This is a genomic window from Oceanihabitans sediminis, assembly GCF_003337215.1.
GTDB lineage: Bacteria > Bacteroidota > Bacteroidia > Flavobacteriales > Flavobacteriaceae > Oceanihabitans > Oceanihabitans sediminis.
Map to the genome: position 1 here is coordinate 378402 of NZ_QPIG01000001.1, position 13823 is coordinate 392224.

The 13823-nt window shown below is 34.5% G+C and carries 10 protein-coding genes; 7 read left to right on the forward strand and 3 right to left on the reverse strand.

Annotated features, from left to right (window positions below; all coding sequences use genetic code 11):
- Window positions 1–50: 50 nt before the first annotated feature.
- From aspS to DU428_RS01640, 3 genes are read left to right on the forward strand one after another with little or no spacing between them, the layout of a single operon-like run.
- Window positions 51–1805: an aspartate--tRNA ligase gene (aspS, locus tag DU428_RS01630; protein WP_072348248.1), complete on the forward strand. Its 1755-nt coding sequence runs from the start codon at window positions 51–53 to the stop codon at window positions 1803–1805.
- Between the two features lie 45 nt (window positions 1806–1850).
- A complete protein-coding gene (locus tag DU428_RS01635) occupies window positions 1851–3653 on the forward strand; it encodes a chloride channel protein (RefSeq protein WP_113965652.1) in 1803 nt (600 codons plus the stop codon).
- Window positions 3654–3665: 12 nt separating this feature from the next.
- Window positions 3666–3905 carry a hypothetical protein gene (locus DU428_RS01640; protein WP_072348245.1) on the forward strand — a complete coding sequence of 80 codons (240 nt, stop codon included), beginning with the start codon at window positions 3666–3668 and terminating at the stop codon, window positions 3903–3905.
- A gap of 17 nt (window positions 3906–3922) precedes the next feature.
- Here the strand turns inward: DU428_RS01640 and DU428_RS01645 are convergent, their stop codons facing one another.
- A complete protein-coding gene (locus DU428_RS01645; protein WP_072348243.1) occupies window positions 3923–4372 on the reverse strand; it encodes a nucleoside deaminase in 450 nt (149 codons plus the stop codon).
- Between the two features lie 91 nt (window positions 4373–4463).
- Here DU428_RS01645 and dxs point away from each other — a divergent pair, with 91 nt between their 5' ends.
- Window positions 4464–6239, forward strand: a complete 1776-nt coding sequence (dxs, locus tag DU428_RS01650) for a 1-deoxy-D-xylulose-5-phosphate synthase (RefSeq protein ID WP_072348242.1) — start codon at window positions 4464–4466, stop codon at window positions 6237–6239.
- A gap of 18 nt (window positions 6240–6257) precedes the next feature.
- On the opposite strand, the gene DU428_RS01655 is transcribed toward dxs, so the two are convergent.
- Window positions 6258–7604 carry a deoxyguanosinetriphosphate triphosphohydrolase gene (locus tag DU428_RS01655; RefSeq protein WP_072348241.1) on the reverse strand — a complete coding sequence of 449 codons (1347 nt, stop codon included), beginning with the start codon at window positions 7602–7604 and terminating at the stop codon, window positions 6258–6260.
- 179 nt (window positions 7605–7783) lie between these two features.
- On the opposite strand from DU428_RS01655, the gene DU428_RS01660 reads away from it, so the two are divergent.
- Both DU428_RS01660 and DU428_RS01665 read left to right on the forward strand, forming a co-directional pair.
- Window positions 7784–10597 carry a TonB-dependent receptor gene (locus tag DU428_RS01660; protein WP_072348239.1) on the forward strand — a complete coding sequence of 938 codons (2814 nt, stop codon included), beginning with the start codon at window positions 7784–7786 and terminating at the stop codon, window positions 10595–10597.
- A gap of 43 nt (window positions 10598–10640) precedes the next feature.
- Window positions 10641–11819, forward strand: coding sequence for a multidrug transporter (locus DU428_RS01665; RefSeq protein ID WP_072348237.1), 1179 nt, complete (start codon window positions 10641–10643; stop codon window positions 11817–11819).
- A gap of 74 nt (window positions 11820–11893) precedes the next feature.
- Here DU428_RS01665 and DU428_RS01670 read toward each other — a convergent pair whose 3' ends face one another.
- Entirely contained in the window at window positions 11894–12256 is a 363-nt protein-coding gene (locus tag DU428_RS01670; protein WP_394340972.1) for a toxin-antitoxin system YwqK family antitoxin, read from the reverse strand.
- Between the two features lie 379 nt (window positions 12257–12635).
- Between DU428_RS01670 and DU428_RS01675 the strand changes: the two genes are divergently transcribed.
- Entirely contained in the window at window positions 12636–13820 is a 1185-nt protein-coding gene (locus tag DU428_RS01675; protein WP_072348233.1) for a porin, read from the forward strand.
- Window positions 13821–13823: the final 3 nt, after the last annotated feature.

Sequence of the window (13823 nt, forward strand, 5' to 3'; positions counted from 1 at the left end):
TAGTTGAAGTTTTTTTATGTTAAATTTGCAACTTAATTTTCGATAAGGATATGTACAGAAGTCACAACTGTGGTGAGTTAAATGCATCACATATAAATACAGAAGTAACTCTAGCTGGATGGGTTCAAAAATCTAGAGACAAAGGTTTTATTGTTTGGGTAGATTTACGAGATAGATACGGAATCACGCAATTAGTTTTTGATGAAGAACGTACTTCAGAAGCAATGATGAAGCAAGCACAAAAACTTGGACGTGAATTTGTAATTCAAGTAAAAGGATCGGTTATAGAACGTGCTTCTAAAAACCCTAATATGGCTACTGGTGATATTGAGTTGTTAGTTTCCGAATTAACTATTTTAAACGAAGCTCTTGTTCCACCTTTCACTATTGAAGATGAAACGGATGGTGGAGAAGAATTACGAATGAAATATCGCTACTTAGATATTCGTCGTAATCCTGTAAAAAACAGCTTGATTTTTAGACATAAAGTAACTCAAGAAGTAAGAAATTACTTATCTAAAGAAGGCTTTATCGAAGTTGAAACTCCGTACTTAATAAAATCTACACCAGAAGGTGCTCGTGATTTTGTTGTACCATCTAGAATGAATGCCGGACAGTTTTACGCATTACCACAATCACCACAAACCTTCAAGCAATTACTTATGGTTGGAGGAATGGATAAGTACTTCCAGATTGTAAAATGCTTTAGAGATGAAGATTTACGTGCAGACAGACAGCCAGAGTTTACACAGATAGACTGCGAAATGGCTTTCATAGAACAAGAAGATATTTTAAATGCTTTTGAAGGACTAACGCGTCACTTATTAAAAGAAGTAAACGGCGTTGAAGTAGAGAAATTCCCTAGAATCCTATATGACGATGCTATGCGTTTATACGGAAACGACAAACCAGACATTCGTTTTGGAATGGAGTTTGGGGAGTTAAACGAAGTAGCCCAACACAAAGATTTTGGTGTTTTCAATAATGCCGAATTAGTTGTAGGTATAGCTGTTCCTGGCGGAAACGCTTATACTAGAAAAGAAATTGATAAATTAATTGACTGGGTAAAGCGTCCACAAGTTGGAGCTTTAGGAATGGTTTACTGTCGCGTGAATGATGACGGTTCTTTTAAATCGTCTGTAGATAAATTTTACGACCAAGAAGACTTAGCTAAATGGGCAGAAGTAACAGGTGCAAAAGCAGGAGATTTAATCTGTATACTTTCTGGCGAAACCAATAAAGTAAGAGCACAACTAAGTGCTTTACGTATGGAATTAGCTACTCGTTTAGGCTTACGAAAACCAAACGAATTTGCTCCTTTATGGGTAATGGATTTCCCACTATTAGAATGGGACGAAGAAACAAACCGTTACCACGCAATGCATCACCCGTTCACCGCTCCTAAACCAGGACAATTAGAATTATTAGATACAAATCCAGGAGAAGTAAAAGCCAATGCTTACGATTTGGTTTTAAACGGAAATGAAATTGGTGGTGGATCTATTAGAATTCACGATAAAAAGACACAAGCAATCATGCTGAAACATTTAGGGTTCTCTGAAGAAGATGCCAAAGCACAGTTTGGTTTCTTAATGGATGCTTTTGAATACGGAGCTCCTCCTCATGGTGGACTTGCATTTGGTCTTGACAGATTGGTTGCTATTCTTGGTGGACAAGAAACTATTAGAGACTTTATCGCATTCCCTAAAAACAATGCAGGTCGAGATGTTATGATTGACGCTCCTGCTCCAATTGACGATGAGCAACTGACAGAACTAAGTTTAAAACTGAACTTAAAATCATAAATTAAAAATCCTGCCAAGTGCAGGATTTTTTAGTAACTTCATCACATGCCAAAGCAACAGATCATTAAACAGATTTTAGTTTGGAGGTATAAGCACATCTCCCAAAAAAACTTTGTTTATATACTTAGTGTTGTAGTTGGCTTGTTAACTGGTGTTGCTGCAGTTACTCTTAAAAACATCACCTATACGATACAATCGTTTTTAAAAAGAGGAATTATCTTTTCTGAAAATCAGTTGTATTTTATACTCCCGGTAATTGGGTTATTTTTAGTTTTTCTATATACTAAATATCTCGCTAAAAAAGGCATGACACCAATCGTTCCTCCTTTTATTAAGCGTGCTATTCCTTCTTTACTTTATTCCTTATTAAGACAGAAGGGGCTTTTATCCTATAAACTAATTTACCACCCTTTAATCACCGCCCCGCTTACTGTAGGTTTTGGTGGTTCGGTTGGATTATTAGGACCCGCAATCACTTCTGGTTCGGCGTTAAGTTCAAATTTAAGCAGGATTTTACATGTAGATAAAAAAACAAGAACACTGCTTATTGCTTGTGCTACTTCTGGAGCATTAGCTTCTATGTTTAAATCCCCAATTGCAGCTATCGTTTTTGCGGTAGAGGTATTTAGCTTAGATCTTACTTTTGCTTCTTTATTACCTTTACTTATAGCTTCCATTTCTTCGGTATTGACTTCCTATTTCTTTTTAGGAGACGAGTTATTATTCGATTTTAATGTTAGCGAAAAGTTTCAAGCAAGAGACACTGCTTTTTATATGCTTTTAGGAATAGGTACAGGAATTGCTTCTATTTATTTCACAAAAATATACTTTGCTATTTATGCCTTTTTCGATCGGTTTAAAACCAAGTTTAGCAAACTCATGGTTGGAGGTATTGCCATTGGTATAATGCTATATTTTATTCCGCCACTTTACGGGGAGGGTTTAAGTTTTACAAAAGATTTATTTGAAGGAAACTATCTTCATGCACTTGGAACTAATCCGTTTGACGCTTATACCGACAATATTTGGGTGGTAATTCTCCTATTAATTGGTTTCACCATTTTTAAAGCGATAGCAATGACAACTACTTTTGCTGCCGGTGGAATTGGTGGGGTTATTGTACCAACTATGGTAATGGGAAGTGCTTTGGGGAATGTTATTGCCAAAGTGATAAATAATATTGGTTTTGGACATCAAGTTTCCGAAGCTAATTTCACCCTAATAGGTATGGCGGGTTTGATTGCAGGAGTAATTCACGCGCCATTGACTGCTATTTTCTTAATTGCAGAGATCACAGGTGGCTATATTTTATTTTTACCGCTTATGATTACGGTTGCTATCTCTTATATGATTACCAAAAACTATATGGATCATACGATTTACACCCGCGAATTGGCAGAAAGAGGCGACTTACTTACCCATGATAAAGACCACAGTGTTTTAACACTTATGCAATTAGATAGTGTAATAGAAAAAAACTTTGTTAAAGTACGTCCTGAAATGACTTTGGAAGAAATGCTACATCAAGCAGTGTCGAAATCGAACCGAAATTTATTTCCAGTTATAGATAAAGACACAAGATTGGTAGGTGTTATTACACTAGATGACATCAGGACAGTCATGTTTGATCAAGAGCTTTACAAAACAACTTCTGTAGAAACCTATATGCACAATCCGCCAGAATATATTATCTACGAAAAAGATTCTATGAAAATGGTAATGAAAAAGTTTCAACATTCCGGAGCATGGAATTTACCAGTTATTAAACACGGAAAATATCATGGTTTTGTATCAAAATCTAAATTACTAACGGCATACAGACGAGAATTGATTAACTTTACACAATAATTTAAACCATAAATGAAACAGCTTATTCTTATTATATTTTTAGCAACCATTGGAAGTATCATCGCTGGTTTTACCTTGGATGTTCCTTATGCTGAGAAACTAATTGGTTTTGGGGTTATTAGTTTATTTGTTATTGTGTTTCCGTTATTCTCTTATTATAGATGGAAAGATAAAAAATTAGAAGACTATATGCTTACCAAAGAAAATTTAGAGAAAATGCGTAAACGCGAAGGAGACGCTAGAAAATTATAATAGATCTACAGAAGCAACTAGTTCAAGTTTCTTCTTTCAATAAAAAATCGCTTCATTAAAGCAGCAGCATCTTCTTCCATTACACCACCTTCTATTTTAGTTTTAGGGTGTAATGTAGCACCCATTGCCTTACAACCTCTATGATCATCGGTAGCACCGTAAACTATTTTCGAAATCTGACTCCAATACAAAGCCCCTGCACACATTTGACATGGTTCTAAAGTCACGTATAAAGTACAGTTCTTGAGGTATTTTCCGCCTAAGTAATTAGCAGCCGCAGTAATTGCCTGCATTTCGGCATGAGCTGTAACATCATTTAATAATTCGGTTAAATTATGTGCTCTAGCTATAATTTTATTTTCAACAACAATAACAGCACCTACAGGGACTTCGCCTTTTTCAAGAGCAGCTTCGGCCTCTTGTAGTGCTTTCTTCATGAAATAAGTATCATCAAACGGATTTATCATTGTATCGGTTTTATCATTTTCGAATTAGTAAAAATACAATTTCAAATCGAAACTAGTATTGTATCATTTTCAAATATTACATTTGTATTAGATGAAGAAGATTCTAGACCATATAAACTATCCAAAAGATTTACGTCTTTTAAAGGAAGAGCAGCTAACTAAACTCGCCAAAGAGTTACGTGCTTTTATTATAGATATTGTTGCTACAAAAGAAGGGCATTTAGGAGCAAGCCTAGGCGTTGTTGAACTTACTATTGCTTTGCATTATGTATTTAATACTCCGGAAGATTTATTGGTTTGGGATGTTGGGCATCAAGCCTATGTGCATAAATTACTTACAGGAAGAAAAGCTGTTTTTCATACCAACAGACAGTTAGGGGGTATTTCTGGATTCCCAAAAAGAGAAGAAAGTGTATATGATACTTTTGGAGTGGGGCATTCTTCAACTTCAATTTCTGCTGCCTTAGGAATGGCAATTGCCTCACATTTAAAAGGGGAAACCAACAAACAACATATTGCGGTTATTGGAGACGCTTCTATAGCAAGCGGAATGGCTTTTGAAGGACTAAATCATGCAGGGGTTACCAATGCCAATCTATTGGTAATTCTTAACGATAACGCTATTGGAATAGACCCTAGTGTGGGCGCTTTAAAACAATATTTAACCAACGTAAAAAAAGGAACACAAAAGCAAGACAATATTTTTGAAGCCCTAAACTTTAATTATTCGGGACCCATAGACGGACACGATCTTCCTGCTTTGATTTCAGAATTAGAACGACTTAAAAAGCTTAGTGGCCCGAAATTTTTACACGTAATAACCACTAAAGGAAAAGGTTTAAAGCAAGCAGAAGAAAACCAGGTGACTTATCATGCTCCTGGAAAATTCAATGCTTTAACCGGGGAATTACATCCAAAAGGAAATACCGTTGAGCCACCAAAATACCAAGATGTTTTTGGTCATACTTTAGTGGAACTTGCAAAACAAAACAAAAATATAATTGGTATTACTCCAGCAATGCCAACAGGGAGTTCTTTAAAATATATGATGCGAGAATTTCCTGATCGCGCTTTTGATGTAGGTATTGCAGAACAACATGCCGTTACTCTAGCTGCGGGTATGGCTACCCAAGGATATATTCCGTTTTGTAATATCTATTCTACCTTTTTACAACGTGCTTACGACCAAGTTATTCATGATGTAGCCTTACAAAAACTCCCAGTAATTTTCTGTTTAGACAGAGCTGGTTTGGTTGGTGAAGACGGAGCAACCCATCATGGTGTTTTTGATTTATCGTGTTTAAGATGCATACCAAACCTCATTATTTTTGCTCCTAGAAATGAGATTGAGCTACGAAACATCTTGTACACAGCTCAGCTAGGATTAGATGCACCGATTGCTATTCGCTACCCTAGAGGAAGAGGGAATAACCTAAACTGGAAACAAGCTTTCTCTCCTATTCCAATAGGGATAGGTCAATGCTTGAAAGAAGGAAAAGACATAGCGATTTTAAGCATTGGAACTATTTGTGATAATGTTATAGAAGCAATAAATCTATTTGATGACGATGAAGGAATGGCTCACTACGATATGCGTTTTGTAAAACCTATAGACAAAACCTTGCTTCACGAAATATGTAAAAACCACAAAACCATTATCACCATTGAAGATGGTTCTATAAAAGGTGGTTTTGGAAGTGAAGTACTTGAATTTGTTTCAGAACAAGCATACCAAAACAAAGTACATATACTTGGTATTCCAGATAAATTTATAGAGCAAGGAACTGTAAATAATCTTCAAAAGATTATCGGACTGGATCCAGAAAGCATCGCTAATAAAATAAAGGAGATTAACGAATCTAACTAATAAGCACTTCAAAAGGACTTAAATATTAAAACTCAGTCCCTTGATTTTTTTATACTCCATTATTGCTTTGCTATCAGACAATACAGAAACATAATTACATACGCTCAATAATCGTTTGTAAAGACTTTCCTCTTCAGTATTGATAGTATTTGGTAGCTTTTTTAGAATTATTTTATCGAACTCTGTTAGCGTTCCATCAAAATTATTATTTACCGCAGTGGTATAAATATGCAATAAGGTTTTTAATACTTCAAAACCTGAAACCTCTTTATCTAAAACCTCTGGCGAATTATATACATTATCAATACTTATTTTAATAATGTCGTTAATTTGTGCTTCGTACATGCTTTTATCTAAAAGAGCCGAACTAAACTCTCCTTTTAGTATAGCTTCTTCGTTTTTAATAAAAATATCCACCGCTTCATTAATTAAGGTATTAATCGTTAAAGCCCTTAAATAACTAATTCTATCTTGAGTATTACTTAACTCATTGTATTTTTGAATATTAAGTGTATTTCTTACCAGCTTAATTAAATATTCCAAAGCATATTCCTCTTGGATTAAACCAAGGTTAATTCCGTCTTCAAAATCTATGATGGTATAGCAAATATCATCTGCTGCTTCTACTAAATAAGTAAGTGGGTGTCGTGCATAGCTAATATCTGTTTCGCTTCTACTTATTAAACCTAAATCTGTTACCACATCTAAAAATGCTTCTTTTTCACTTTGAAAGAATCCGTATTTTTTATCTGCTATATGCTTTGTTGGCTTTTTAGGCAGAGACTCTTTTGGATATTTCATAAAGGCACCAAGAGTTGCATAGCTCAAGCGTAATCCACCCTCACGTCCTACTCTACTTTCGGTTAAAATTTTAAAACCGTTTGCATTTCCTTCAAAATCACATAAATCTTGATATTCTTTAGGGCTAAGCTGTTCTTTATATTTTTTTCCTGCTCCAGATTTAAAAAACTCGCCAATAGCTTTTTCTCCTGAATGTCCAAAAGGCGGATTTCCTATGTCATGAGCCAAGGCTGCAGATGCTACAATAGCTCCAAAGTCATTTGCATGGTAGCCGTGAATATTTTGCAAATGCGGATATTTCTCAAGAAGTTTAATCCCTACTTTTCTTCCTAGGGAACGACCAACCACACTTACTTCCAAACTATGTGTTAAGCGTGTATGAACAAAATCTGTTTGCGAAAGCGGAATTACCTGTGTTTTATCCTGTAAACTTCTAAATTCGGAAGAGAATATAATACGATCATAATCTACTTCAAACCCTAATCGCGTTTCGTCTTGTTCTTTTCTTAATCTTTTATTGGTATCGCCAAAGCGCTTTAAAGAGAGTAATTGTTCCCAGTTCATAGTATATAAATAATAAGGTGCAAGATAGTATTTTGAATGTTAAGAAATTATTTCGAAATAAAATAAAAACGCTTATTTCTTAACATTAAGCTAACTGTTTTATTACTCTTGTTTAATGCTTAGTTAACACCCTCTTTACTTTGTTGCGGTTTCTTTGCCCCAAGAAATTAAAACTAATAATGAGAAAAATTTTATTCATATTAACAGCATTTACTTCATTCATTAGCTACTCGCAATCGGCAGGCTCTTTATCAGGAAAATTAATTGATAAAGAATATAATAATGAACCTCTTGCTTTTGCAAATGTAATTATTAAAGGTACTTCTACAGGAACTACTTCAGACATGGACGGCCTTTACACCTTAAACAATCTAGCTCCTGGAAGCTACACCATAGCATATAGTTATGTTGGATACGAAACGCAGGAAGTACCTGTTGAAATCCTACCTAACAAAATTACTGTTGTAAATGTTAGCATGAGTGCGAGTTCCGCTTCCTTAGATGAAGTTGTAATTACTACCACTACCAAAAGAGAAAGCGAAACAGCTTTATTATTAGAACAAAAGAAAGCAGTTGAAATCAAACAAAGTATTGGTGCAGAAGAACTTTCTAGAAAGGGGGTAAGTGATGCCGCTGGAGCTGTTGCAAAAATTTCTGGAGTATCAAAACAAGAGGGTTCCAGCAATGTATATGTTCGTGGTTTAGGAGATAGATACTTGAATACAAGTATGAATGGTTTAGCATTGCCTTCAAACGATGTAAACAAAAAGAATATCGACTTAAATTTATTTTCTTCAGATGTGATAGAAAATGTTTCAATAAGCAAAGCATATTCTTCAAAATATTATAGTGACTTTTCTGCAGGAAATGTAGACATCAGTTCTAAAGATTATAAAGGAAACGGATTCTTTGAAGCTACCGTTAGCACTGGATTTAACACAAATGCAATTGACAAAAGCTTTGTAAGAAATGAAGGAACTGGATATTTTGGTTACTACGGAAGATACAACCACAATCCATTTGCTGTTGTTTTATCCCATGGTATAGATCCTGAAAACGCAGGAACTCCTATGAATATTGGTTATGGAGCTTCCGCTGGAAAATCATTCGATTTAAATGATGAGTCTAGACTAAGTCTTTTTGCTACAGCTTCTTTTGAAAACAAATACAACTACAGAAAAGGTTCTGCAGTAGATTATACACTTACCGAAAAGAAAGCCTTTATAGATAATGCCGAAGAATATGAATACGGTACAACTACAACTGCTATGGCTTCCATTAACTACAGAATAAACAGCGATAACAGTCTTAAGTATAACTCCCTATTTATAAATAGTTCTTCTGATAAGATTGGCTATTTCGGAATAGATGGAAAAGGTAGATCTCGTGATGCTATCTTAAACACAGACGAAGGTTTTTATCAAATGAATGCACAGTTTGATCAAACCCAAATGTTCGTTAACCAATTATTAGGAAATCACACTTCAGGAAAGCTTGATATAGATTGGGGATTTGGCTATAACTACGTATTCTCAAAACAACCAGACAGAAAACGTATAAGTGTAGAAAACTATCATTACGCTTTAGATAATGATAGCAGCACCAACCCTACTTTTTATAGCAATGTGGTTTTTGATAACCAACGCTATTTTCAAAATATAGAAGATGACGAATACAACGGAAGATTAAATCTTGCTTATAACGCAAAGGAAAACCTAAAGTTTAACATTGGTTTCAACGGAAGAAGCAAACAAAGATCTTTCAATAATATTCGCTACGGATATGATATTATAGATGCTGGTTACGGAATTACAGATGTAAATAATTTTGACAGCATTTTCAACCTAAACAACTTGAACCTTAACCAATCGGACAATGGTATTTACCAAATTCAAGTAATCAAGCCTACTCCTACTCTATCGAATATAAACCGACCGGGACAGTATGAAAATGCTTATAAAGGAAACCTTAATATTTACGCAGGATATTTTGATGCCGAAATTAAATCTGGTGAAAAATGGTTATTCGTTCCAGGAGTTCGTTTAGAATCTATCGAGCAGAAAATTGCTTTTAATGTTATCAACTTAGGAAACTTAGGAAATAGCGAAATCACTTCTAAACAGACTTTTGTACTTCCTACATTAAATGTGAAGTATGCCTTATCAGAAGATGCTAATTTACGTTTCTCTGCTAGTCAAACAGTTTCTATTCCAGAGTTTAAAGAAGTAGCTCCTTTTGTTTACGAAGACATTTCAACTAGAATGGGTGGAAATCCAGATTTATTAGAAAAAGGATATTCTAAAATTTGGAATCTAGATTTAAAGTACGAATGGTTCTTCAGTAAAAGCGAAATACTTTCTGTAGCAGCATTTACCAAAGAAATCAAAGATCCAGTAAACTTAGTAGTTGGTGCAGATGCCACAGGAACACAACGCTACTTTAGAACAGGTGATAAAGCAAATGTTTACGGATTGGAAGTAGAAATTAGAAAAAACATTCTAACAGATGATAATGACGACACAAAACTTTCTGCCGGACTTAACGCTACATATATGCATACAGAGCAAGACTTATATCGCTCTATCGACGGAAAATTCTATGACGTAAGCTTCCAAGAAAGTGATGAAACTCTACAAGGTGCTTCTCCATTAATTCTAAATGCAGATATTAATTACTCTCCTACTTTCGGAAACTACAAACCAACAGCCAACCTAGTTTTCTCTTATTTCTCTAATAGAATTGACGCATTAGGTTCTGGACAGTTAGGAAATATTATTGAAAAAGGAGTTCCCTCTTTAGATTTCATCTTAAAAAACAAGGTGAAAGAAAACTTTGAAATTAACCTTGGAGTGAAAAATATTTTAAACACAAACATAGATTATTACAGAGAAACTGTTTTAGGAGACATTTCTGTAAACTCTGCAAACGGAAAAGGTGTAACCGACTACAAAAGAGGAATAGACCTTAACCTACAACTTAAATACAAATTTTAAAAACAATTTAAACACAACTCAATTACAATTAAACTTAAAAACAATGAAAAAATTTATTTTAGGAATTTCCTTAGTAAGCGTGCTTTTCTCTTGCTCAACAGATGACACTTCAGACATTATCATCAACGATAACAGCACTGTAAACAATAACAACGGCGGAAGCAACGATACAGACGAATGTATTTATCTTTCTGGAACCTATGTAGAAGACTTAACTTTAGATGCAGACAAGTGCTACAAAGTAAACGGATCTTTAATCATGGCAGAAGGAACCACTTTAACTGTACCTGCAGGTATGACTGTTGAAGCTTTAGCTGCTGGAGCAAATGTATATATCGCTATTTCTCAAGGAGCAAGAATTATTGCAAACGGTACAGCTGCTAAGCCAATCGTATTTACATCAGACGCTTCTTCTCCTGCTGCAGGAGATTGGGGAGGTTTAATTCTTTTAGGAAAGGCTCCTATCAACTCGGTAACAGGAACATCTACTTCCACTTCAGAAATTGCTAGTTTACCATTTGGAGGAGCAGATGCAGCAGACAACTCAGGAAGCTTACGTTATGTAAGAGTAGAATATTCTGGAGGTGCTGCAGATGGACAATCTGAAAACAACGGATTCTCTTTTTACGGTGTTGGAAACGGAACAACAGTAGAATACATTCAAGCATACGAAGGAAAAGATGATGGTGTAGAATTCTTTGGCGGAACAGTAAACGCTAGTTATGTTTCTGTAGTAAACGCACAGGATGATTCTATTGACTGGACAGAAGGTTATACAGGAACAATTACTCATGCATACATCAAGCACGGTGCTAGTCATGATAAAGGAATTGAAGCAGATGGGTACAATACAGATTTTAGTAATGCTGCAGGTTATTTCTCTAAACCAACAGTAAACAACCTTACAATTATTGGTTTAGGATCTGCAACAGGTAACGAAGCTATTAGATTAAGAGCTGGAACTCAAGGAATCTTCAATAATGTTTTAATTGAAGGATTTACTGAAGGTTTCGATCTAGATGGAGATGCTGGTAACAATCCAACTGGAGCTGGAGTTTTAAGTGGAGACTTAAGCGTTACAGATATTACTTTTACAGATGTAACTCTTAACATGAAAAACGATACAGCAGAAACCTTTACAGAAGCAGAATTTATTTCTGGTAACGGAAACGGTACAGGAACAGATTATGCTACTTGGGGAGCTTCTTGGACAGTAGAATAAATAGGTTGAATTAGTCAAAACAAAAAAAGCATCTTAAAATTAAGATGCTTTTTTTTGTTTTAACAGATAGCTTTTTAATTACTTAGTGCTACTCCAGACGAATTCGTCCAAGAAACCACACTAGCTATAGCGTTTTTGTTGTAATCTACTTCTTTTAAAGTTTTATCATTCCAATAAAACCATTTGCCGACTTTTTTCCCATTATCATAATTTCCAGAAACTGTTTTCTTACCTTCCTGATCAAAACTTAACCACTCCCCTTGAAGTTTACCATCTGCAGTATAGAATCCTGTTTGACTCACTACTCCATTGTCATGATAGTACACAACCTCAATAAATCCGGTTTCCTTATTAAGTTTTAATGTTCTCTCCTGCTGCGCAAAAGAAGCCACTGAAATCATAAAGACAAAAAATAAAATAAATTGCTTCTTCATCATTATTATGGGTTTTAATTAATATTAATTCAAATATAAGAAAATTATTAACACCTACATAACTTTCGCTTAACATTAATTTAACATTAAAGTTTTAATTACTTGAATACAAATAATCTAAGTTATTTTAAATTAGATTGCTTTTAATAATTAATTAATATTGGCTTGACCTATAGTTTACTTATAAGATGGATATTTGCTTGTATTTTAAAGTACATTAGAAGTATTTCATATAATCTATTAGTTTTTGTCGACTATATTATCATGAATTCTATAGGCTGCCTCAGGCCAAGGCAGCCTTTTTTCGTTTATTAAAATTTAATGATTTGGAAACATTAACTTCACGAAAATTTAAGTTCTTTGCAACGACAAAAACTATAAAATGAAACTACTTTTCAAAAGTATTGCAGTGATTCTGTTTAGTTTTACTACAATACAAGCACAAGAAAATCAAACACCTACGTTTGGAAAAGGCCTATTTAACCTTGTTGGAAAAGACAGCACATACACGATGAAAATTGGTGCTAGAATGCAATTCCTTGCAACTTCCAATTGGGAAGATGGTGCTTCCAATCAATCAAATTTTTTAGTAAGACGTGCTAGATTGAAATTCGATGGCTTTGTTTTTAGTCCGAAATTAAAATACAAATTACAACTAGGACTTTCTAATAGAGATATGTCTGGTGCTTCAGAATATACTAGCAATGCACCTAGATACATTTTAGATGCTGCCATTAAATGGAATTTCCATAAAAACTTTGAACTTTGGTTTGGTCAGGCAAAACTTCCTGGAAACAGAGAAGCTGTGATTTCTTCAGGAAACCTTCAACAGGTAGATCGCTCCATGCTTAATAGTGCTTTTTCTTTAGACCGCGATTTAGGAATTCAGTTAAGACATCATTTTTATTTATCGGAAAACTTCGTTATTAAAGAAGCTTTTGCAATTTCTAAGGGAGATGGAAGAAATGTTACTTCGGAAAACCTTGGTGGATTTCAATATACAGGAAGATTAGAGTTTTTACCTTTTGGAAACTTTAGTAATAATGGAGAGTATACTGGTGGGGATTTAAAACGAGAAGCTACACCTAAATTAGCTTTAGGAGTTTCTTATGATTTCAATAATAAGGCCGTTAAAACTAGAAGTAACCAAGGTTCTTTTATGATTAACGAAAACGGAAATTTTCATGAAACAAACATTTCTACTTTATATTTAGACGCAATGCTGAAATATCAGGGTATTTCGTTTATGGTGGAATATGCCGATAGAACTGCCGATGAAGTTTTTTACACCAATGAAGATGGTAAAACCTCCTATGTAAATATAGGATCTGCTTTAAATCTTCAATCTGGTTATTTGTTTAAAAACAATTGGGAAGTTTCAGCAAGATATACCAATGTAGATTGGGATAAAGTATTAGCTAAAGCCAATCAAAGACAGTATACACTTGGTATTTCAAAATATATAGTCGGACATAAATTAAAACTTCAAACAGATATAAGTCATTTAGAAGTTGCAAATGGAAACAACGAACTCCTTTACCGACTTCAATTTGAAGTACATTTTTAAAAA

Excerpts from the sequence above, each read along its gene's own strand:
- aspS (WP_072348248.1), top strand. The coding sequence starts at position 51 with ATGTACAGAAGTCACAACTGTGGTGAGTTAAATGCATCACATATAAAT.
- DU428_RS01635 (WP_113965652.1), top strand. The coding sequence starts at position 1,851 with ATGCCAAAGCAACAGATCATTAAACAGATTTTAGTTTGGAGGTATAAG.
- DU428_RS01640 (WP_072348245.1), top strand. The coding sequence starts at position 3,666 with ATGAAACAGCTTATTCTTATTATATTTTTAGCAACCATTGGAAGTATC.
- DU428_RS01645 (WP_072348243.1), bottom strand. The coding sequence starts at position 4,372 with ATGATAAATCCGTTTGATGATACTTATTTCATGAAGAAAGCACTACAA.
- dxs (WP_072348242.1), top strand. The coding sequence starts at position 4,464 with ATGAAGAAGATTCTAGACCATATAAACTATCCAAAAGATTTACGTCTT.
- DU428_RS01655 (WP_072348241.1), bottom strand. The coding sequence starts at position 7,604 with ATGAACTGGGAACAATTACTCTCTTTAAAGCGCTTTGGCGATACCAAT.
- DU428_RS01660 (WP_072348239.1), top strand. The coding sequence starts at position 7,784 with ATGAGAAAAATTTTATTCATATTAACAGCATTTACTTCATTCATTAGC.
- DU428_RS01665 (WP_072348237.1), top strand. The coding sequence starts at position 10,641 with ATGAAAAAATTTATTTTAGGAATTTCCTTAGTAAGCGTGCTTTTCTCT.
- DU428_RS01670 (WP_394340972.1), bottom strand. The coding sequence starts at position 12,256 with ATGATGAAGAAGCAATTTATTTTATTTTTTGTCTTTATGATTTCAGTG.
- DU428_RS01675 (WP_072348233.1), top strand. The coding sequence starts at position 12,636 with ATGAAACTACTTTTCAAAAGTATTGCAGTGATTCTGTTTAGTTTTACT.